General features: G+C 61.6%; 21 protein-coding genes and 4 pseudogenes. 16 read left to right on the top strand and 9 right to left on the bottom strand.

What is annotated here, in order from left to right; all coding sequences use genetic code 11:
* The first annotated feature begins 71 nt into the window (after window positions 1–71).
* Window positions 72–476 carry a hypothetical protein gene (locus BM013_RS29155; protein WP_093131590.1) on the top strand — a complete coding sequence of 135 codons (405 nt, stop codon included), beginning with the start codon at window positions 72–74 and terminating at the stop codon, window positions 474–476.
* An 884-nt stretch (window positions 477–1,360) separates the two neighbouring features.
* Here BM013_RS29155 and BM013_RS29150 read toward each other — a convergent pair.
* Window positions 1,361–1,615 carry a response regulator transcription factor gene (locus BM013_RS29150; protein ID WP_093131589.1) on the bottom strand — a complete coding sequence of 85 codons (255 nt, stop codon included), beginning with the start codon at window positions 1,613–1,615 and terminating at the stop codon, window positions 1,361–1,363.
* A 2-nt stretch (window positions 1,616–1,617) separates the two neighbouring features.
* On the opposite strand from BM013_RS29150, the gene BM013_RS41380 reads away from it, so the two are divergent.
* From BM013_RS41380 to BM013_RS29120, 9 genes are all read left to right on the top strand, one after another.
* Window positions 1,618–1,980 carry a hypothetical protein gene (locus BM013_RS41380; RefSeq protein WP_177225606.1) on the top strand — a complete coding sequence of 121 codons (363 nt, stop codon included), beginning with the start codon at window positions 1,618–1,620 and terminating at the stop codon, window positions 1,978–1,980.
* Between the two features lie 60 nt (window positions 1,981–2,040).
* The gene (locus BM013_RS41375; protein ID WP_177225605.1) at window positions 2,041–2,325 is read left to right on the top strand and encodes a hypothetical protein; all 285 of its coding nucleotides are present in this window, start codon (window positions 2,041–2,043) and stop codon (window positions 2,323–2,325) included.
* Between the two features lie 53 nt (window positions 2,326–2,378).
* Window positions 2,379–2,591 (top strand): hypothetical protein, encoded by a 213-nt coding sequence (locus BM013_RS41370; RefSeq protein ID WP_177225604.1) that lies wholly within the window; start codon window positions 2,379–2,381, stop codon window positions 2,589–2,591.
* A gap of 248 nt (window positions 2,592–2,839) precedes the next feature.
* A complete protein-coding gene (locus tag BM013_RS29140) occupies window positions 2,840–3,523 on the top strand; it encodes a hypothetical protein (protein ID WP_143098393.1) in 684 nt (227 codons plus the stop codon).
* Window positions 3,520–4,059, top strand: a complete 540-nt coding sequence (locus tag BM013_RS29135; protein WP_143098392.1) for a hypothetical protein — start codon at window positions 3,520–3,522, stop codon at window positions 4,057–4,059. Before BM013_RS29140 ends, BM013_RS29135 begins: the two co-directional genes overlap by 4 nt.
* 388 nt (window positions 4,060–4,447) lie before the next feature.
* Complete coding sequence (locus BM013_RS29130) at window positions 4,448–4,690, top strand: hypothetical protein (protein WP_093131583.1); 243 nt, start codon at window positions 4,448–4,450, stop codon at window positions 4,688–4,690.
* A 33-nt stretch (window positions 4,691–4,723) separates the two neighbouring features.
* Window positions 4,724–4,915 (top strand): hypothetical protein, encoded by a 192-nt coding sequence (locus BM013_RS29125; protein ID WP_093131581.1) that lies wholly within the window; start codon window positions 4,724–4,726, stop codon window positions 4,913–4,915.
* A complete protein-coding gene (locus BM013_RS40810; RefSeq protein ID WP_143098391.1) occupies window positions 4,912–5,169 on the top strand; it encodes a hypothetical protein in 258 nt (85 codons plus the stop codon). The genes BM013_RS29125 and BM013_RS40810 overlap by 4 nt, the downstream gene beginning before the upstream one ends.
* 22 nt (window positions 5,170–5,191) lie before the next feature.
* Window positions 5,192–5,704 carry a nucleoside 2-deoxyribosyltransferase gene (locus BM013_RS29120; RefSeq protein WP_093131579.1) on the top strand — a complete coding sequence of 171 codons (513 nt, stop codon included), beginning with the start codon at window positions 5,192–5,194 and terminating at the stop codon, window positions 5,702–5,704.
* A 778-nt stretch (window positions 5,705–6,482) separates the two neighbouring features.
* Here the strand turns inward: BM013_RS29120 and BM013_RS41920 are convergent.
* A pseudogene (locus tag BM013_RS41920) lies at window positions 6,483–6,778 on the bottom strand (DNA polymerase ligase N-terminal domain-containing protein); the annotation flags it as partial.
* 806 nt (window positions 6,779–7,584) lie between these two features.
* On the opposite strand from BM013_RS41920, the gene BM013_RS29110 reads away from it, so the two are divergent.
* Both BM013_RS29110 and istB read left to right on the top strand, forming a co-directional pair.
* Window positions 7,585–7,824 (top strand): hypothetical protein, encoded by a 240-nt coding sequence (locus BM013_RS29110; protein ID WP_093131577.1) that lies wholly within the window; start codon window positions 7,585–7,587, stop codon window positions 7,822–7,824.
* 104 nt (window positions 7,825–7,928) lie between these two features.
* Window positions 7,929–8,666: pseudogene (istB, locus tag BM013_RS29105) on the top strand (IS21-like element helper ATPase IstB); the annotation flags it as partial.
* Window positions 8,667–8,879: 213 nt separating this feature from the next.
* Here the strand turns inward: istB and cheY are convergent.
* A complete protein-coding gene (cheY, locus tag BM013_RS29100; protein ID WP_093131575.1) occupies window positions 8,880–9,278 on the bottom strand; it encodes a chemotaxis response regulator CheY in 399 nt (132 codons plus the stop codon).
* 537 nt (window positions 9,279–9,815) lie between these two features.
* Between cheY and BM013_RS29095 the strand changes: the two genes are divergently transcribed.
* Window positions 9,816–10,184, top strand: a complete 369-nt coding sequence (locus BM013_RS29095) for a YkvA family protein (protein WP_093131573.1) — start codon at window positions 9,816–9,818, stop codon at window positions 10,182–10,184.
* Window positions 10,185–10,269: 85 nt separating this feature from the next.
* Here BM013_RS29095 and BM013_RS29090 read toward each other — a convergent pair.
* A pseudogene (locus BM013_RS29090) lies at window positions 10,270–10,623 on the bottom strand (penicillin-binding protein 2); the annotation flags it as partial.
* 106 nt (window positions 10,624–10,729) lie between these two features.
* Here BM013_RS29090 and BM013_RS29085 point away from each other — a divergent pair.
* Both BM013_RS29085 and BM013_RS29080 read left to right on the top strand, forming a co-directional pair.
* A complete protein-coding gene (locus BM013_RS29085; RefSeq protein WP_218153696.1) occupies window positions 10,730–11,161 on the top strand; it encodes a LysE family translocator in 432 nt (143 codons plus the stop codon).
* A 471-nt stretch (window positions 11,162–11,632) separates the two neighbouring features.
* Window positions 11,633–12,073, top strand: a complete 441-nt coding sequence (locus tag BM013_RS29080) for a DUF932 domain-containing protein (protein ID WP_093131571.1) — start codon at window positions 11,633–11,635, stop codon at window positions 12,071–12,073.
* A 43-nt stretch (window positions 12,074–12,116) separates the two neighbouring features.
* Here BM013_RS29080 and BM013_RS29075 read toward each other — a convergent pair whose 3' ends face one another.
* The 4 genes and pseudogenes from BM013_RS29075 to BM013_RS41365 form a co-directional block, all read right to left on the bottom strand.
* Window positions 12,117–15,344, bottom strand: a complete 3,228-nt coding sequence (locus BM013_RS29075; protein ID WP_218153695.1) for an EAL domain-containing protein — start codon at window positions 15,342–15,344, stop codon at window positions 12,117–12,119.
* A gap of 363 nt (window positions 15,345–15,707) precedes the next feature.
* Window positions 15,708–16,537 (bottom strand): annotated as a pseudogene (locus BM013_RS29070) (DDE-type integrase/transposase/recombinase); the annotation flags it as partial.
* Window positions 16,538–16,633: 96 nt separating this feature from the next.
* Window positions 16,634–17,965 carry a HipA domain-containing protein gene (locus tag BM013_RS29065; RefSeq protein WP_093131569.1) on the bottom strand — a complete coding sequence of 444 codons (1,332 nt, stop codon included), beginning with the start codon at window positions 17,963–17,965 and terminating at the stop codon, window positions 16,634–16,636.
* Window positions 17,966–18,498: 533 nt separating this feature from the next.
* Complete coding sequence (locus tag BM013_RS41365; RefSeq protein ID WP_177225594.1) at window positions 18,499–18,681, bottom strand: hypothetical protein; 183 nt, start codon at window positions 18,679–18,681, stop codon at window positions 18,499–18,501.
* On the opposite strand from BM013_RS41365, the gene BM013_RS41915 reads away from it, so the two are divergent.
* Window positions 18,628–19,011 carry a tripartite tricarboxylate transporter substrate-binding protein gene (locus tag BM013_RS41915; RefSeq protein ID WP_371281107.1) on the top strand — a complete coding sequence of 128 codons (384 nt, stop codon included), beginning with the start codon at window positions 18,628–18,630 and terminating at the stop codon, window positions 19,009–19,011. The genes BM013_RS41365 and BM013_RS41915 overlap by 54 nt on opposite strands.
* 511 nt (window positions 19,012–19,522) lie before the next feature.
* On the opposite strand, the gene BM013_RS29050 is transcribed toward BM013_RS41915, so the two are convergent.
* Entirely contained in the window at window positions 19,523–20,419 is an 897-nt protein-coding gene (locus BM013_RS29050; RefSeq protein WP_093131565.1) for an oxidoreductase, read from the bottom strand.
* Window positions 20,420–20,460 lie beyond the last annotated feature (41 nt).

Below are 20,460 nucleotides of genomic sequence, written 5' to 3'. Positions count from 1 at the left end.
TTTCGCGCTCCTCCTACACACCAGGTGGTTTGCAGCGTCTATGGTCCGGTTTTGCGAAACAAGGAAACGCAATGCAACCCTTCAGTCTCGACCCGAGCATGCTTGCAACCATCGGCGGCGCGTTTTATCCCACCGGTTACTCCATGGTGCTTTTTCCCAAGGAAGCAGACGCACTCCTTGTGGGCCAGCGCCTGATCCGCGACGGCATGGGTGCAGAGGACATCTTTTTCCTGCCCCCGAAGACGATCCTCTCTCAGATCGCGCCCACAGTAGTTCAAGCTGACGATCCGTTGCCGTCAGCGGGCACCGAGGGTGCCACCGTGCGCGCCTACACCAAGCTCGCCCTGGAAGGGCATGCGGCCCTTCTCATCAAAACACACGACAGCGAGACTGCCGAGCGATTGATGGAGGTGGTTCGAACGGTGCCATATGCCATGGCGCAGCGCTACCGCACGCTGGTCATCGAAGATCTCTGAGGGTGGCCGCGCGCGCGTGGGGACTAGCTCGCGCGGGGTTGCGGTGACGCACCCACAGACTCTCGGGCATCCGGCTTTTGCGGCGTTTTGTCTAGTCTGGGGCCCCGCGACGACCCCTGTTGATGTTGGCCGACGCACGTCGACTGCCCGCCCTACACGGTAGAGGCCGGGGCGTTGACCGATGCTGGTCAGTTGCGATTGAATCTCCGAGGCCCTGAACGGCATGCCGAAGGGTGCCAAGGCTGTTGCGGGCGCCGTCTTCGACACGGCCGGCGGCGTGGTGGCAGACGCTCTTGAAGTGGCTTCAAAATCCATCGACGGTGGCGACGCGTATGCACGCAACTTTCGGTATGAAAGCGATGGGCCTGGGATCACTGGCTGTGGCTCGGGACTTGGTCGCGTGCATTGACGAAGATGCGACTACACCCTGACTTGTCGCAGGAACGCAGCACCTTCGAGCAGTGCTGTCTGATGGCGGGCTGATTAATCCGTGATTTTGGTCCCCGAGGCATCGAATCCGTCGGCAGCTACCGCGCCGATGGGCACGCGGCGCACGCTTCGTTGGCGATGCGTCGCGTTCGCAGAGGTGCGGCGGACATCGGCGACAGAGTCAGCGCGCTGGTTGCTGGCTACGGAAGCGGCGAGCGACGATGGCTTGTCGGGCACGGCGAGGACTATGTTGACGCCGGTTCATGACGCCACAGCGGCGCTGGGCGATCGTTGCCGACGAGGCACGATGCAAAAGTGTTGAAGGACCGTCAATCTTCCTTCTCTCGAGCCGTTACATCGCGTCGGCGGACAATCGCCGCCGAGTGTGTGCGCACGCCGATCTTAGCGAAGATGCTCGATACCTGGTTGCGCACCGTCTTCTCTCTCTTGCACAGTTATCGTGCGATCGCTCTGCTGTCCAGGCCGAGTGCCACCAGGCGCAGGACGCTGCGCTCGGCCGGCGTCAGTGCGTCGTCGCCATTCGCTTTCAGGGCATCCGCCGAAGCGGAACCCAAGTAGCGTCGGACTTCGGCCAGAAAAATGGCCCATGCCGGCTCGCTGTCGAGCAGCACGTGATTGTCGCTGTCCAGCGGCACGAAGCGCGCGCCGGGGATGAGTGCCGCCAGCCGCAGGCCTTCTTCGGACGGCACACGTGCATCGCTTCTCGCATGGAGCACCAACGTGGGCAACTGCACTTGGCGCGCCAACTCAGTCACGTCCACCTGATGGAACGCTCTTCCTGCCAGACGGCCTCTCGCTGGCCGATGAGCTGCCGTTTCTGGCGCCAGCCGAGCATCGCTTCCTGAGCCAAGTCCAGGGCCGCACCTACGCCAACATGTTTGTCCTCGTCGAGCGATTCCTCGGTGCAAAGATGCTGGACGTCAGTCGCGATGACTGGCTGAGCGATCAGACGGCGCTCGAAGCGATCGTGCGCTTCACCGACGAAGAACTCAAGCACCAAGAGCTGTTGCGCCGGCTGGAAGTGCTGGCGGGCGCTCACATGCTCGTGGGCTAGCGCTTCGATGTAGTCCCCAACGGCGTCGCCGCATCCGCGCTCGGCAAGTGCGCGTGGGCCGTGCTCGCGTTGACTTGTCACATCGAGTTGTTCTCACAGTCGCACTACCGCGCCAGCATTGATGCGGCAGAGCATCTATCGCCACTCTTCAACGAGGTCTTCTTGTTTCACTGGAAGGAAGAGTCCCAGCACGCAATCATCGACGAACTGGAGTGGGAGTGTGAAGACGCAAAGCTGACGAGCGAACTGCAGCGCGACCTGGCGGTGGACCACCTGATCGCCCTGGTCGGCGGCGTCGAGGGCATCTTGCAAGCCAAGCCAAGGCCGATGCAGCGTATTTTCTGAGCGTCAGCGGCATGGGTTGGGACCGGGCACGTACCGAGCAGGTCAACGCCACGATGTTGAAGGCCTACCGTTGGCAGTACATCGTCTCCGGCACATTGGAGCCACGGCTTCAGAAGGTGCTCGCGAAGCTGGTCAGCGCGCAACAGTGGGCTCGCATTCAAGCGGCGCTGTGTTCATTGCGCTACGCGGTGCCGACCCGCACGGTGGGGCACCGACGCTGGTTGGATGCGCACGGCGCGTTGTCGTTCTCTCGGGGGGTGGGCTGATCCTTCCCAGCCTGGCCCGCGGCCGATCAGGGCTATGCGGGAAGCAGTTACCGGCAAACACGATTGACAGCCCGACAGCAGAGGTTTTGCGCCTCGCGCCGACTAAAAGTCGGGTCTTCTTGGGCTCTTAAGCATCATTTCTACGCCACCTGACTGCGCGTACGACCCCCGCACTTTGTCGGAGCTCCGCTATAGCGGCGGGTCCGGTCCCGGTATTGGATGTCGTCCTACACACAAGCTCGCGCGCGTTGCAAGAAGGTGAAAAATTCACAATCAACGGGCCGTCAACGAGCCGAGGAGATCATGCAAAACCGCTTGCGAGTCGCCTCCATCTTCATGGCAAGCAGTGGGGCAGTGCGGTGATTGCGCCAAGGGACGGCGAAGCGGCGGGGCCATTGGAGTATCTGCTGCAGTTGATGCACATGCGCTTACCGCTGGGAGTGGTCAACGCGAACGAGTTGAGGCTGGTGTCGCTGCTCAAGGCGACGGGTTTGATCGAAGCGCAGCTCTGGTCGCCGGGTGAGGCCAAGAACCGTTACTGGGAAAGCAGCACTGCGACGGTCACACGCATCACCGAACACGGCATCGCCGAGCTTGCGCGAATGAGTCTGGATCTGCTCAGATCGTCGCAGGACAACACTGCACGCACGCTCACCCCGCTGGCGTACCTGCGCCAGCTCGAAGGTGGCGCGTTCCCGGTGCGTGTCGAAGACAGGGCGGCGATTGGCAGCATCGCGTTGTTGAAGGCGGCCGCATTGCTCGATGCGACCATCAGTTCTGTCTCGCCCCTTTATCCTGACAATCCCCAACAGGCGCTCTTTCTTCGCATCACACCGCTCGGACGTGAGGAGCTAGCGCGGCGCACCCTAGGCGAGGTACCCCCGACGCGCTCGCCTGCGGAGCAAGCTCTCTTACGAACGGCCTTTTCATGACAACCTCCAAGCTTCCGATTCTCGATGTCGAGCCTTGTCACAACGGCGGTCCTCCGACCGCAGCGCCCAAGGACTTGGCCTGGCACCTGGAAGGCATGGCGCTGCGCTTGGACGAGCTGGCGCACGAAGTCTTTCAAGAATTCGAGGCTCACCTCGAGAAGACGCTAGGTGAGGCGGTCGAATGCTATGTGGACCGGGGCGAGGTGCAGACGCTGCTGGAGCCTCCGCACGTGGGATTCCGGTGGGGAGGCCAGGGTGGACCGCTCAATGCATTGGTCTTTACGGGCGACGTGCTGACGGGGCGCGTGCAGGCGGCTTGGCGTTGTTGGCAGGGTGACGCGCCAATCCACGGCCACGCCTGCGTCGACTCGACATGGACCTGCGCGATCGTGCGTCAACTGCTGCAGGATCTTGTGCTTCACTTTCCTCCCCAGCCGGGGACCTCGAGGCATGTTTTGGCGGGCACGATGGCGCAGGGGCATAGCACCGCGCCGTCCCAGCGCAGCGTGGCCGAGAAGCGGTCCCGTTCGCGGTAGACAACCACCAGCCCCAGCAAGCCGGCGGCGATGGCCAGGGGCGGAACGTGGGACCAGACAAAAACGCCAGGCGCGGTTGCAGCCAGCTCAGCGAGCGGCCCGATTGCAGCGTACGGGGTCGTGCAGTGTCCAACTGGGCTGGCCGTCGGCCAGCCGCGGACCGGCACGGATGGCCAGCTCCTGACGCAGGGTGGGAAGGCTCGCCGGCATGCTGCCCTACAAGGCCAGGAACTAACGGATGCTGGCCAGCGGGCGCCGCAGCATCCGATAGACAGCATGGGTGTAAGGCAGCCCAAGCCCAAAGAACGGCGCTTTCGCTGGTTGCGCCGTAGCAGGCGTTCTATAGGCGACCCCATTCGCAGGAGAGCGTTCCGCGACAGGACTTGAAATGACAGAAAAACCACACCAATTTGTCTACCGCGGCTCCGTTTTCTCGTGCACGCCGCTGCCGTGCCTAGGCGGAACGTTCGGCGTTCGTGTGCGCTACCTGTCCGGTGCGCTTGCGTCCGCCGAAGACCTCCCAGAGGATGCCGAGCCCTACCGCAGCGAAGCCGAGGCCCTTCGGCACGGTGAACAGCAGGCCATGCGCTGGGTCCATGACCGGACTGGCGAAGGGCAGGGACAGTTCTGACTTGCTCCGACCGTCACCACCTTAGGAACGAATATGCCTGCAGCCAACGCGACCATTCCCCTTCCCTCTGAGTTTGAACCAAGCAGGGCCATCCTCCAAAGCCTGGCGCAGCGTGTAGGCCTGCTGGTTCCGGGCGCTTCGCTTTCTCACCAGCAGGTTGCCTTCGCCGAAGGTGTCATCGAACTGGCCAAGCAGGGCCGCCTCAGCGGAGGGCATTCCACTTGAAGCTGTCTCATCTCGCGCTCACGGTGATTGAAGATCCCAACCGCTCCGATCGATATCACTGGATCCTTCTGGAAGCAACCGGAACCGAGATCGACCCGATCCGCGAGTTCGCAGCGTCCGAGGACTCTTTCGAGTCTGCGCAAGCCGCTTTTGATGGCGGAGCAATTCGCTGGCGTTCCGAAATGTCGAATGAAGACGAAGATGCCGATCTTGTCGGCGACGGTGCAGCAGATACCAATGTAGATCCCGCGTAAGGGCTTCGGCATACTTCCCGCCATGCCGTCGCTGTCCTTTCCTCGCATCTACCTGGCAGGCCCAGACGTTTACCGTCCGGATGGCATCTCGAACTTCCAGCGACTGGCCGACGCCTGCGAGGAGTTTGATTTCGAAGCACTGGCCCCCTTGGACGCAGCGCATAAAGCCGGCACTCCGCGGCAGATCTTCGAAGAAAATATGCGCATGCTTCGCCGCGCCGACGGCGTGGTCGCCAATCTGGCTCCGTTCAGGGGAGGGGAGCCTGATGCCGGCACGGTTTTCGAGGTGGGTGCCGCTCATGCACTTGGAATTCCGGTGGTTGCGTACGCCGTCGGAGCCGGCAGCTTCTCGGATCGTGTCGGGGCCTTGTACGGCGCCATCGCCGGCGAACGAGGCGTGCTGCGCGACAGTGCCGGCCGAGTCGTAGAGGATTTTGGCCTTCCCATGAATCTCATGCTCGCCTGCGCAGTGCCAATCGAAGATGGGCCAGTGCGGGCCCTTCGCAAGCTCAAGGAACTGCTGCTTGCCGCCTGAGGCTGCAAAGAAACGCCTGGGTGATCTGGGCGAAAGCCTTTCGCAGTCACGCAAAAGGTCGACCCCCGAAGGAGAAAAAGTTTGCCGACGCTACAAGCGTTCAGGTCATCAACGACGTCTGCGTCTGACGAATACTCGTGTTCGTTGCGATCAATGTCAGAAACAGCGCGCTCTCGCGCGCGAAGCCCGTCGCGACAGAGCTAGGGTCCTTAAGTCCGAGACTCGGGCAGAAGGCAGTCGTTTGGACGACGCAGCGGCATCAAATTCGTGGACTGTTGACCGACCCCTTCGCGAGCGCCCGAAAGAGGAAAAAGCCGCCTCGAAGGCGGCACTTTGGTCAGGCCACCAAACTGAATGGTCAGGTTGGCCTCGTTGACCGGGTACCTGGAAAGCACCAACATGGTCGCGCCAAGAAGCAGTGGAAGCGACGGCGTGGCCATCGGTGTCAATGCCCCCGAGGTGGCGTCGACTTTGAATCCTAGGCCGGCCGTGCCAGAAGTGTCTTGAACATGCGCCGATCCGCCTGCTGAGTCGAACGTACACAGGGGGCGCAACTCAGAGTGAAAAAACGCCCCGCGGGAACCAAGAAGATGCCCAGTGAGGCGCTAAAAATCGAGCTCAACGCTGCGCTCTTGGTCAGCTCTCCTGTGGTCTGGTTGATCGTCAAGGACAGTACCGCCCCGTGTCCAGGAGCTATCAGGATGATAAATCGTGCTAACTGGTCGATCAGAAGCAGTTGCGGGTTGACCGGTGATGTAAGTACAAAAGGCTTTCCGGCATCGCTCAAGGCGCCAGAGGTACCGTGGTCCCTGGCGATCACAGTGCCAGCGCCGTGTTGTTTTGGGTGGAATCATTCCTTCAAACGACGAGCAAGAAATTGGATGGTCCTTGGAGGTGAATCGCCATCCGCTTTTCTTTCGGATCCAAGCTTGGCCCCTTCGGCACGACCCACGACAGCATCACGCCATCCAACTCAAGCCGGAAATCGAAGTGCAGCCTGAAGGTCGCGGGCTCACTGGTGACGGCGAAATTCCGCTTCGCCTTGTAGCTCGAGAGCGCGTCGCCGTTGCCCATGGTGCAGGGACCTGCTGCGGGAATGCTATCTGTGCGGTGCTTCGAAGAAAAGTTGACTCACCTCGGATCATCTTGAACCGTACAGCTGTATCAACCGCAAGCCATCTTCCGCCGCGCCGCCTTGGTCGTCGCGCTCGATGCGCAGTGCGTGGGTGGGTGGTGCCTTAAACCATGCCATGCGCAACGCGCCAATCACGAAACCTCGCGTTATGTCCTCGCCGCGCGCGCACGGAACGTTGCGCTTTTAGGCGAGGAATTTGGCGATGCTGAACGGACGAAGCGCCTGGAAGGCGTCAAGCCATCCGAGAGACCATGCACGGGGTTACGCACGGCAAGTGATCGCAGCACTTGGTAGACCTACTTCCATGCAACCGTCTTTCGTGTATGGCCGCACGGTGGGCTTGAGCGCGACGGCCATTTCCGCGGTGGTAGATCGGTGCGAGCGCGCGTGTTGGCCAGCTTAAGAACAGGACGATACTGACGCGCTGGGTTGGGGGGTAAAGATGGAGGTCGGATGGAGCTGGCTGGTTGAGGGCTACCCCCGCTTGGCGCGCGGTGCGTGAGGACTTTGACGCAATGGTCCAGCGAGTGAAGCAGGGAAAACATCTGATCAAAGTCTTGTCGATGCGATGGTTGCGAAGCCTGATGCTGCGTATCACGCTTTTTTTGGGGATACCAGTCTGGTCGGCAGAAGAGAGTTCACCAGCGGTGCCACGCGTCTGATGCGCTAAACAGCAGACGCTCGACCCCTCGGACGAAGCTCGCTTGGTGCTTCATACTGGGACCTTTTGACGAGGCAAGTAGAGATGGTCAAACCGACGCGGACGTCCAAGCAGCTCAAGGAGATGCTGATCATGCGTATCGCGGCCTTGCCGGGTCTTCGAGGCCAGCAGACCGACGTCCACAGGGGAGGGGTCATTGGAATCCCGCCCGAGGATGGTGGCCCCAATTGGACCGTGCGATTTGTAAACGGTCGGGGCACGGACCGCGCTGACATTGCGCAAATCATTCGCACATTGCAGGGGCAGTTCGACCTCGAGGATTGAGCGGATAGCCCGCTCACTGTTCGCTGCGCCGCATGAAAGCCAAGGCAAGGCGAATCCGAATGGCGCCCGCGTGCAGTCTCTTAAGGCTATGCTGAAGCAGGCATCTGCTGCAGGCGGAGACCACAGACCGTTCGATGCGCTCGGTGCAGCATCAGATGAGCTCGGCGCGCTTCCCCGTGCACCGGGATCTGGCCGGCTTCGACTTCGATGCCTCGGTGGTCGACCAGAAGCTGGTCCACCAACTCGCGATGCTGGAGTTCACCGAGGCCGCGCACAACGTGGTCTTGGTCGGTGGTCCGGGCACAGGCAAGACCCATCTGGCAACGGCTCTGGGCGTGTCGGGCATCACGCGCCACGGCAAGCGCGTGCGGTTCTACTCGACGGTCGATCTGGTCAATGCACTGGAGCAGGAGAAGGCCCAAGGCAAGGCCGGGCGTATCGCGCTGAGCCTGCTGCGAATGGATGCGGTGATCCCGGACGAGCTGGGCTACCTGCCGTTCAGCCAGGCCGGCGGCGCGCTGCTGTTCCACCTGCTGTCCCAGCTGTACGAGCACACCAGCGTGGTGATCACGACCAACCTGGACTTCGCCGAATGGTCGACGGCGTTCGGCGACGCGAAGATGACAACCCCCTTGCTTGATCGCCTCACGCATCACTGCCACATCGTGGAGACGGGCAACGAGAGCCATCGGCTCCTGCACAGCAGCTCCACCGCGAAGAAGCGCATCAAGGCCAGGGAGCAGCCCCGCAAGAGAGGCACCAAAGCCGATACAACCGACGCCACCGACCAACGGCGCCGCTCGTGGCAAGGCGCTACGGGCTTCGCCCTTCGCGCCCTATGAGTTCGATCACAAGAAGCGAAAGGAGGTCACAGAACAAGGCAAGACATACACTTATCCACAGCCGACCATCGCTGCGTCGGCTTCCACCCCTGGCTCACGGTTCGAGCGGCACGGTGGCTCAGTTCTACTTCGGCGCGCACATCCGTGGCCTTCTCTGCGGTGGATGGACGACGCTGAGCGGCCCAGCAAGTTACAGCGAATGGCTAGCCAGTATCAGATGGCGGACCTGTTCAATTTTTCGAAGATCCGGGTAATTTTCTCTTCTAGGATGGCGGCGGTAAACGGTTTCACCACGTAACCATTGGCCCCTGCCAACGCCGCAGCAACGATGTTTTCCTTCTTGGCCTCCGCGGTGACCATCAGCACGGGTAGCGTCGCCAGTTTGGGGTCGGCGCGGATCGTCTTTAACAGGGTGAGGCCGTCCATGTTGGGCATATTCCAGTCTGACACGACGATGGCGTAGTCGCCACTTTGCAGTTTCGCCAGCCCTCCCACACCGTCCTCGGCTTCGTCAACGTTCATGAATCCGAGCTCTTTCAGCAGGTTACGCACGATACGGCGCATCGTTGGGAAGTCGTCTACGACCAAAATTCGAAGGCTCTTGTCGATCATGTTTTTGCTGGTCAAGCTAGGGGTTGCAAATAGGGCTCAGGGGCTTCTTGCCCGCACACAGTGAGCTATTGCAAGGATTCTCGCCCCACCCAAGGAAGCCGACTCCGCGAAGCACCCTCCAGCCGATCAGCGAGATCAAGCTTCGCTGCTTGCGCGTCTTACTAGACGCGACGTCGGCGGGGCTAACTTCCTGGCCCATGCCAAAGCAGAGAGCACCGCATTCACCTTGTCCGCGCTCAGAAAAGCGACTCTGATGGCTCGAAGGCCTCGCTGGCGTCGATCATTGCAGGCTTCTGCCATGGCGAGGAACTGGCGATCGATGCCTGTACGCATGAAGATCGCCTGCTGCTCCGCCTCGGAAAGCTGGCCCCGACCGAGTACTTCCTCCGTCGGCGATCATGAGCCTCATTCAGTCGCTCCACGGGCACGACCCGTGTGCCTAACTGAGCGATGTGCGGGCACGTCTGTCGACGCACCCAGCGCGCGACGTCGGTGTGCTGCTCCCGCAATAGTCATACGGGTCTGGCATGCTGCGCCATGAGCATCAGCAGCACTTTGAAGGCATGGGCCAACCGACTGAAACGGGACGGACTGACGCTCTGGTTTGCCGGTAAGCATCCCAAGACGCCTTGGTATGCAAAGGCATTAGGCATGTTGGTAGTGGCCTACGCGTTGAGTCCTATCGACCTTGTTCCTGATTTCATTCCGGTGCTGGGCTACCTTGACGATGTGCTGTTACTTCCCGGTCTGATCTGGTTAACCATCAAATTGCTGCCGCCTGATGTCCTGGTTGATTGCAGAGCCCAAGTCGACGATTGGATTGACACCAAAGGGTCGAAGCCACGCAGCAGATTTGGGGCCGTTCTGATCGTCACCGTGTGGCTCCTGACGGCCGCTGCCATATGATTTTGGGTGTCGCACTGTAGTTAGAGCGCTGAGTTTCACGACCGGGAGCGCCGTGGTCGCGCTGCTTCTGGCTTGGCTCTCCCTAGTTGGTGAAACCCACCACGTTCGCGGCGGCTTCGCCTTCGGGGTACTGGCGCTTGCATTCGCGGCGCTAGTACAGGCCCTTGATGCCGAGCGCGGCAACCTGTTTGGCGATGGGCTCGTCGACCTGGCGCTTGACCCACACGAAGGTCCTGTCCTCGTCCTCGTCCTCGTTCTCGAGCTTCTTGTCGGAGTCCTTCTGCGGCATCTCGAGCAGCTTGGCCACCTGCTTGAGCTTGGCGAGCACCTCGGGGCCGTCGCGTTTGATGTCTTCGGGAACGGCCCTGCTGGGCGCCACCAAGCTGGACGCGAGGATGAGCCCGTTGCGGTCGAGGATGCGGCCGCGGCTGGCAAGCAGCGATTCGATGGCACGGCGATCTGCAGGCTAGCCTGAGGCTGTCAGCTCGCGCTGCGGTAGGAAAAACTGTCGACCCGTGCAATGGTTGTCTCAAGGGCTCACACTCATGAATTGGTCCAACATTTGGCTGTTCCTCGTTCCTTTTGCTATCGCGGCGGCGCTGCCCGGGCCGGCGCAAGGAACGCTGGTGGCAACCGTACTCTCGCGCGGCAAAGCTTCGGCGTTTCCGTTCGTTGCGGGAATGGTTTTCGGGAACGCGGTATGGCTTGTAGCCGCAATCTTCGGGCTTGCCGCTATTGCGCCGCGATACGAACTGTTATTCCTGCTAGTCAAGTGGGGAGGGGTGGCTTACCTTGTATTTGTTGCGTGGAAGCTGTGGACGAGTTCCCCTTCGGTGGGACAGCCCGACGAAGCGAAGCCAACCGGCTTCCTAGCCGGAGCAATGCTCACGTTGGGTAATCCCAAGCAGCTGTGTTCTTTGGGGCCGTTCTTCCGCAAGCCTTTGACCTCACAGCACTGTCTCACCTGCACGCCCTAGTCATCATCGTGCTTGGAGTGCTCGTCGATTTTGCCGTGCAGTGCGCATACCTCAAGACAGCATCCAAGGCGCGACGTTTCATCTCCACGCCCCGACATCGTCGCGTAGTGAACCGAGGAGCAGCAGCGGTGATTGGCTGCTGTGCTGCATTAATTGCGCGGAGGGCTTAATACAGTTCCGCTCCCCGATCTGCGTGTAGTGCCATGCCAATCGGGTCCGCCGCGCTCCAGTGTTGACGCTAGGCCATCGCCCGTTGACGACCGCTGGAGGCGCCAACGTACAAGGCAATGCAAGCAGGCGAGGGCAGCGGGATGGCACTTTTTCCGCTGAGCAGACCACGGTATATGCGCGGCGCAACGCCGGGGAGCGCAAGTTTTTCGAGGCGCTCAAGCTGGCACCTGCGGGCTTCGAGCCGACCGACGTGCGGCAGACACGGGCGCGCACGTCGACAGCGGCCGGTTTGCGCGGCACATGCTGCACTTCAAACCGTTGGTGCAGGCGCTCTCGCTGGACAAAGTGCTGGGCGAGATCATGCTGATCAACTCACATGACGGGCGCAGCGCCTACCAGTTGCGCGCGGGTCTGTTCCAGCCGGTCTGCACGAACCGCATGCTGCCGGCGCTGGGCGACGTGGGCTTCGTTCATGTGAGCCATCGGAGGAGCGTAATGCCCAACGTCGTCGATGCGACACAGAAGATCACGCGGGACCAGCCGCAGGGGCAGCAGCTCGACTTCGCGCGTGAGGGGTTAGCGTTGCGGTTCGCGGGCCAGGACGCGGCGCCGGCCGGCGCCCGTGCAGTTGCTCGGGCGCCGACCGGCGAGAGAACCTCCGAGACAGGCGAGTTCATCGCACTGTCTTTCACGATGGCCACGCACCAGAGCTGCCCAGCGCACCGGTGCGAACGCAGGTGACGCCAACGTCAGCTGAAACCTTGAAGTTCCGTGAGCGTTTGATTCAAAGTTCTTGCGAAACTATCAAGCGATGCATCTCCGAGGCGGGTAGCGGTCTTGAAAACAGGTAACCCTGCGCTTCGTCGAAGCCTTCGAGGCACACCAGTTCCAGCTGTTCTGGCGTCTCAACGCCCTCAACGGTCGTGGTGATTCCGAGGCTTTTTCCAATCCCAGCGACTGCTTTGACAATCGCCAGCGATTCTCTTCCGTGCGGCAAATCGGAGATAAAACTTCGGTCTACCTTGATCTTGTCAAAAGGAAAACGTCGCAGATAGCCGAGCGAAGAATAGCCGGTCCCGAAATCGTCCATGGCGATTCGCACCCCCAACTGTCTCAGTTCTTCCAGCGTCTGCAAGTTCCTGTCGTCTTCATCCAGAAGCACCGATTCTGTGATCTCCAGTTGCAGGCGCGATGCGACCAGTCCCTCACTGGCGCAGGCTTCCTCGACGGTCCGCACTAGATGAGGGCTCTTGAATTGCACGGGTGACAGGTTCACGGCGACGCTGACGTCGCCAGGCCAACTTGCCGCCTGCCGACAGGCTTCGTGGAGGACCCACTCGCCAATCGGCACGACAAGGCCCGTCTCCTCGGCAATGGGAATGAAGTCCGCAGGAGGGATCAAACCCTTGTGCGGATGCCTCCAGCGTACCAGCGCTTCACATGTGCTGATTCGGCGCGAACGCAGGTTGACCAGCGTCTGGTAGTGCACCTCGAATTCGCCTCGAGCGAGCGCGTCTTGAAGAGCGTGCTTCAACGCCAAGCGGGCCTGAAGCTGCGAATCCATTCCTTCGATGTACCGGAGATACGTTCCCTTGCCCAGGGCTTTCGCTCGATTGAGAGCCACTTCGGACGCTTTTGTCAGTTGTTCCGCCGAGGTGCCATCGTCCGGCCCTATCGAGATGCCGATGCTGCTCCCGATGCTGAGACTTGCGTGGGCTCCATCCAATTCGAAAGGTTGCGAGAGCACGGCAATCAGGCGGCGCGCCATCTCCGTTGCGTCACTGCTTCGCCGAAGTCCGGGCAAGCACACCGCGAACACGTCACCTGCCCGCCGCGCAACAAAATCGGTCTCTCCGAGACAGCCCCGCAACCGCTCTGCCACTTGGCGCAGCACGCTGTCGCCAGCACGCAGGCCGTAGGTGTCGTTGAATGTCTTGAAGGCGTCAAGGCCGACTGTCATCAAAGCCAACGCGGCGTCCTTCCTTGCATGGCGCGCGCTTTCATCCATCACCTCTAAAAATGCCGTGCCGTTGGGCAGTCCTGTCAGCACGTCGTGACGTGCCATGTGGGACAGCTGCTTTTGCGCTTGGAGGCGCTCCTGCTCGGCTGCTCGGCGAGCCGAGGTGTCGCGAAAAAAGATGGAAAGGCCGTCCTGCGTGGGTGACGCATGCACTTCCAACCACACACCCAGGGTTGGAAGGTACTCCTCGAACGAAACCGGCTTGCCGCTCTCGAGCGCGCGGTGGTAGTTCTGCGCATACGGCCCGCTCGCCTCGGCTGGGTAAAGATCCCAGAGCCCGCAACCGATCGCCTCTTGACCGAGCGTCAAGAACGTGCGGGCATTTTCGTTGAGGAAAGTGATGCGCCATGCGCGGTCAACTACCAAGACGCAGTCCATCGTGGCTTCGAGCGCCACCGACAAGCGTCGTGCTGCATCCTCGGCTTCGCTGCGGGCTGCCTGTGCATCATCGTGCGCAGCTTTTGCCTGGGTCATGTCACGCCAGATGGTCACCATGCCGGTGGGGGCGCCGTCGGCGCTGAAAACCGGTGCCGCGATGACGTCCATGTGCCGAGGATTGCCCCGAGCGTCCGTCATGCCCGCCTCGAACCGCGATGAGCGCCCCCGTCTGACCTGTTCAAGCGATGCGAGCACTTTCGGTGTCACGCCTTCGGCGAAGATCTTGCGCCATGAATGGTTGTCCAGCGAGTCTGACGGACTCAGGCCCATGAGTTCCCGTCCCGCCTTGTTCATGAGAAGTGGGTAGCCTTCCAGATCCAAAAGCCGGATGCAGTCGGGACTGCTGTCGAAGATGCTTCTGACAGAGGCTTCGCTCTCTCGCAGTGCCAGCTCGGCCGTCCGCCGGTCCGTGATGTCGACGACTGAACCTGCATAGCCGAGCAACTCGCCGCTGCGTGAGAGCCGCGGTGCGCCGGTGTCGATGACCCAGGCCCAACTGCCGTCCCCGCGCCGCAACCTGTACTCCAGCCTGACGAGAGCATTTTTTTCGATGTCGTCTGCGAACCTGGTCATGACAGTTCCAAGGTCCTCCGGGTGCACCGACCGGCTCCAACCGGACCCTAGGGCATCGGCCTCGCTTTGACCGGTCAACTCGAGCCACCAGCGGCTGTGATAGGTCGCTTGCCCGTTTGCGTCGGTGAGCCACATCATCACCGGAACGCTGTCGGCGATACCTCGGAACAGCGCCTCGCTCTCGCGCAATGCGTCAATCGCAAGCCTTTGCTGATGCACATCCTCCAGAACCCCGTACCACCGCACCACATTGCCTTCTGCGTCGCGGCGAGGCGCGGCACGGTTGCGAAACCACCGATACTTTCCGTGGGAAGAGCTTGATATTCTGCACTCGACGTCCAGCGGCGTGCCGTGCCGGATCGAGGCCGTCCACCGAGTCCGTACTTCTTCCAGATCCTCTGGATGCACAGATTGTTCCCACCCGTGGCCCAGGGCTTTCTGGGCCGGCAGGCCCGAGACTTGTCGCCAGCCGGGCCCGATCTCTATCACGGCGCCACTTGCATCGGCCGTCCACGGGGTCTGTGGATGCAGTTCAACAAACGACTGATAGTGCTCTTTGCTTGCCCGCAGGATTGCCTCCGCGTTTCGAAGCTCGGAAACGTCGGCAATGAGAACGAGAACCAGCTTGCCGGGACCCAGCTCTGGCGCGCTAATGCACTGCTTCTTCGTTCTCAAGCTTCGAATCCGGCCATTTAGCAGCACGGTGGTTTCTTCGCAGACGTGACTGTGCGCGGAACTGAGCACCTCAAGATCTGTTTTCCTGGATCGGTCGGCCTGCTCCGGATCAAGGAAGTCGTAAACCGTTTTTCCTCTCAAATGGTCATTTGAGGTGTCGAGCAAGGCGCTCGCCGCGAGATTCCCATACAAGAAACGTGATGCCTCGTCCTTGATGATGACCGCTTGGTCAACAGCATCGAGCACGGGCATGAAGCAGGGAAATGCGTGTGCGATGTCGTCACCTTGGGTCTCGAAACTGCCCATATTGAATTCCTGATGATTTAGCAGTTACCTTTTTCTGATTCGCAACGATAAGTGTGCCCGCGCCTTTGGGCAATAAGCTTGAGTCCTATTTCTCCTTGGAGAGACACGATCAGGCCGACGGCCATGAGTCAAACGCGTGAAACCGACGGCAGTTGTTGGCCGCCACGGCGCGCGGAAAACGCGAGTCGCTTCATCGCGCCGCTTGCACGTCTGCCAGCGTGCTCTGTGGCGCGGCGTCGGGCTGGTAGTTGTATGCGGCGGAGAACACCTGCGGATCGCCCAGAAGCCGCGCGCTGCCCGTGCCGCCGGCAAGCGGAAACAGCGCGGGGTGTTGGCGCCGATCAGCACTGGCACCTTCGCGTACGAGCCGCGATCAGAGTGAAAAATCAAACTGCCGTCGCGTTCAGGTTGACAGTCGTACAGCGCTTGCTCCAAAGCATCGAACTGCTGACCCGCCAGCCCACGATGCGCCGGGCGAACACATCGATCACGAAGGCGACGTACAGCCAGCCCTGCCATGTCGACACGTAAGTGAAGTCCGAGACCCACAGTTGGTTCGGTCGCTGCGCGCAGAACTGCCGGTTGACCCGATCCAGCGGGCACGGTGTTCTGGAATCGCTGATCGTGGTCTTCACCACCTTGCCGCGCATCACGCCCCGCAGTCCCAGGCGCCGCATCAGCCGCTCGACTGTGCAGCGCGCCACCGTAGTGCCCCCGCGTGCCAGCTGCCTCCAGAAATCTGCAAGGTCTTGCAGGTCGCCCCGTCGGGCTATCGGCGGCACGCGGCACTGCTGCGCGAGCCGCACAGGCGCTGCGCCAGGGCGCAACGCGACGATGCCCTCATGTCGGCGATACAGCGCGTCTGGCAGGCCAACATGCAGGTCTATGGGGCCGACAAGACAGGCATCGTGACACCTTCGGGGTCGAGCCGTCTCGTTGGCTCGGCGCAGCTCCTTGACCTCGCGTTCGAGTTCCTTCATCCGCTGGGCCTCGCTGGTCGTCACGCCTTCTCGAACGCCGTTGTCGACCTCGTCGCGCTTGATCCATTCGTTCAGCGTCTGCTGCACACAGCCGATCTTCGGCCCAATCGATTCGATTGCCGCCCACAGCGATGGGTATTCCCCACCGTGCTCCTGCACCATCCTCACCGCGCGCTCACGCAACTCGGGTGAGAACTTGTTTGCCTTCTTCATGGCTCAATCCTCTCAAAGTGTTGAGCCTCCACAGATCCGGGGCGCTTCAACAGCCATATGGGCGCGCCCGCCGACCTCGTTCAGCGGAGCCGACGGCTAGAAGTTGGCTGCGTCGAACTTCGGTATGTCGTGCGCCATGTCCAGCAAGGCCTTCGCTCGAGCAGTCACGAACGCAGCAAGGGTCTGAACGAATGCGACCTCCTCCCCCGTGTATGCGGTGTCAGCCGCCTGCACGGGAGCCTCTTTTAGCGCGAGCTCGCATAGTCGCTTCAGCTCTCGTGCGAAGTACTTGCGGTCAACGCCCGCGCGCATGCAGTAGTCCGCAAGTGCGAACGAGAGCACGGCCTCCAGCTCAAACTCGTCGCCGAATGCCATTGCAAGGTCGTGATCGAATTTCTCGTACTGCACCACGCTCACCAGGTCATACAGGGGTGTCGGCGTGAGGCCTGTGCGGTCAACGAAAAACGAGATGTTCTTGCCGTGTGAATCGCGGTTGCCGAGGAGCAGCGTCGTCACTGCCCACAGGACCAGCCGCTGGGTGGCCAGAGCAGGCTCGAGAAAGCTTGGCTTGAGCCTGCCGAGCTTTTCGAAGCTGGCGCCATCGCGAATGTGCCGTACGTCCGGCGCATCCCCCACGTTTCGCTCGTACTTCGCGCTCACAGGCAAATCCAACGCCTGGCAGCCATCGATGATGTGCACCCGCTCGACGCCGGCTGGCGTTCTACGACGGTCGAATCGCACGATGCTCAACACAGGCGACGGCACGCGCAGAATGCTCACCTCCGCGGCAAATGACGCATGCCAGCGCCGCTGGCTGATACGATTGGCCAGCTGCATGCAGAAATGCTCGTTGGCCACCATGAACCGTGCCGCGTCGCCCGTCGGTTCTGGCTTAAGGATGTGCGTCGACGACAGCGTCCCGTCGACCAGGAACAGTTCTCCGTCTTCGATGGCCACCAGCAGCTTGTCCTGATGCCCCGCGATCGACATTCGAACCTTCCCGTCCCACCGGTTGAATGGTTCGTTCGCGCGGTTGTCGATGCGAGCCTGCAGTTCCTCGAACGTCAAGTGCCGGCGCAGCGGTTCTTGCTTTGCGTGAACCTGGCCGGCGGGAATGAAGCTCAGCGCGCCGGCGGTCTCGTGACCAAGATGGCGAAGCAGCCCGAAGACGTTGTTGCGCGCCACCCGGGCATCGCTGGCAGCCACAACCAGGGCTTCGCCTTCAGGAAGCAGGTTCTCCAGAAAGCGGCGGATTGCCTGGGACGCCGCTTCACCCTCCAGGGGCAGATGTGGCGAGAGCGGGTACCGGCCCGGAAGCTCGAGCCATGCAGCTTCGTATTCGAAATGGAAGGCATCTTGCGCTTGGTCATAGCCCAGCGTGCCGACCCGTGCGGCTCCAGCGCACACATCGAGGAGGTACCCTTCCATTACGGAGCCCCACCCCTGTGTTTATGCTGTATCACGTCCTCGAGGTCAGTTACGAGAGTTTTGGGCACGATCAACATGTGCAAACCCATGCTCTCCAGCACCCGCATCAGCTTGTCCACCGTCACCGGCTTCCCGTTTTCCAGCCGTGACAGCACGTCACTGGAGACGCCACTGAGCGATGCCGCGTCATCGATACGCAAGTGAGAGTGCGCGCGTCGATTTCGAACGATCTTTCCCAGTTGCTCTAGCGTCGCAGCTGCTGGACTTAAATTTTGCTGGAATGTGGGAAGGGTACGGGCCATTATTGTTTCGGGTTTAACGAAACTATACGCTCACTAGCTAAAGTCACCAATTAGTTTCGCTATTTCGGAACAATACGGAATGCGATCAGAATGCCGGATTGTTTCGATATAACGGAACAATACGCCGCCCGAAACGCCGGCCAAACTGGCGGAGACGAGCACCATGGACTCTTGGAGCCGGCGGTCGAGATGGGAGCGGGAGGCGGAGCAGGCATTTGCGGAGCTGGTGGACTACTTCGGGAACATCAAAATTGCGCGGGGATGTAGAGCGAGTCCGGCAAATTCGAGGTCTACGATGCCCTGCAGGCGCACATCGATGATCTGCTCCAGCTCCGCTTGCACCGGCGCTAACACACGCTCGTGGTGGAGAACAAACCCGGCGCCGGCGGAAAGATCGCGGTTGATGCGCTGCATGCCGCCCCCGGGCGACGGCAGCGTGCCATGCTGTGCCCTGACTCCCTGCAGTCGACCTATCCGTTTGTCTTCAACAAGCTCAACTACGCTGCGCAGCGGGATATCCTGCCGGCGTCGACGGTCGTCGAGTTTCCGATGGCGCTGGCTGTCCCCGCGTCCTCGCCCGTCAAGACCTCTGCCGAATATGCCCAATGGGTGCGCGCCCATTCCGAGCATGCCAACTTCGGCCACGCAGCATCGGAAGGTCAGCCCATTGCTTGGGATTGCAGATCGCCAAGCTCATCGGAACACCGCTGCAGGACGTGCCGTTTCAGGGTGCAGCCCCGATGATTCGTGAAGCTAATCGGCGGCAATGTCGCCGCGGGAAGTTCGACGGTTGGAGACTTCGCGCAGCACCACAAGGCCGGCAAGCTTCGCGTGCTGGCGTCACCTCTGCGCAGCGCTCACCGCTTCTGCCTGACGTTCCGACGTTCGGCGAACTCGGCCGAAAGAGCTCACCGCGGTGGGCGTACTGGCCATATGTCTGCCTCCTGGACCGCCTGCCGTTATCGTCTCCGAATGGAGCACTGCGATCCGAGAAGCCGTTGCAACCGAGCAATCTGCGCGCAAGGTCCGCACGCTCGGCTTTGTGAAGACGGGAAGCTCGCCGGCTGAGGCCCGAGCCAGGTTCGGCGAGATGCGTGCCTTCTGGGAGCCTGTCGTCAAAGCTTCGGGATTCAAAGCGGACTAGGACCGTGGGCCGTGGGGGGGCCGGTGATCGCACGCTTCCAGAGAGCAGCTCGACCAAGGATTGCGGCTTCGAAGAAAAAGAGGCGCGACAGTGCGCTCGTCGGCCGCAGGGTTAGCCAGGGCCGTCGCTCGCGGCCGCAAGCAGCGGCACCAGGATATCGCTGATTGGCGTCGGGATGCCACGAGCGCGGCCGCGACGGGCAATGATCCCGTTGCGGACATCCCATTCCAGCGGCCGGCCGGCCTCGCGATCCGTGAGGATGGAGGTGCCCATGTCCGCGGGAGATGCCTGGAACTTGTCGAGAATTTCCCGCAGCACCTCGTCGCCGAGTTCCGCACCCTCGGCGCGGGCTACAGCGAGGCATTCCCCGAGATAGGCGAGGGCCAGCTCGGCGATATCGGACCGGCTAAACATGCCGGAGCGCCGGTGCGTGAGCGCCATGAGTCCGGCCGCCGCGTTCTGCAGCAGCTTGCGCCATGCTAGCGCGGTGAAGCTCGCCGACAGCTCGACGCGACACCGGCTGCCTTGCAGCGCCTCTGCCACTACGCCTGCCTCCGGCGTGTTTGGCAGGCTGAGGCGCATGTCCCCGCGCAGGCGCACCGAGCCATTGGGTCGCGCTTGTGCAGGAAACCACACGACCGTGGGAACGACCCGCGCGCGTGGGGCATGGAGGGCGACTCGCTCCAACTGCTCGACGCCGTTCTGCAGCACGCATACCACCGTATCCGGGCCGCACAACGCGGCGAGCCATGCGGCGGACGCCTCGAGCTGTGTCGCCTTGACCGCGAGAAACACGAGGTCGACGGTGCGCCCGACCTGTGCGGGATTTACCCAGACCGGGACGGAAACGGTGACGAGGCGGTCGCCATCCTCCAGCGTTAGGCGGTCGCGATGTGTTCGGCCGCACAGCAACGGCGTGCGACCGACTTCGTGCAGGGCCACCGCGACCGCGGTGCCAATGGCCCCCGGGCCCACAACGGCGATGGATGAATCGTTGAGTGCATTCATGAAGACAGGCTCCTTCGACTGGCGTGTTTTGGTGTCGTTTC

The organism is Variovorax sp. OK605 (assembly GCF_900115445.1).
In the GTDB taxonomy this organism is placed as follows: Bacteria; Pseudomonadota; Gammaproteobacteria; order Burkholderiales; family Burkholderiaceae_C; genus Variovorax.
This window is presented reverse-complemented; position numbering and strand designations above follow the sequence as displayed.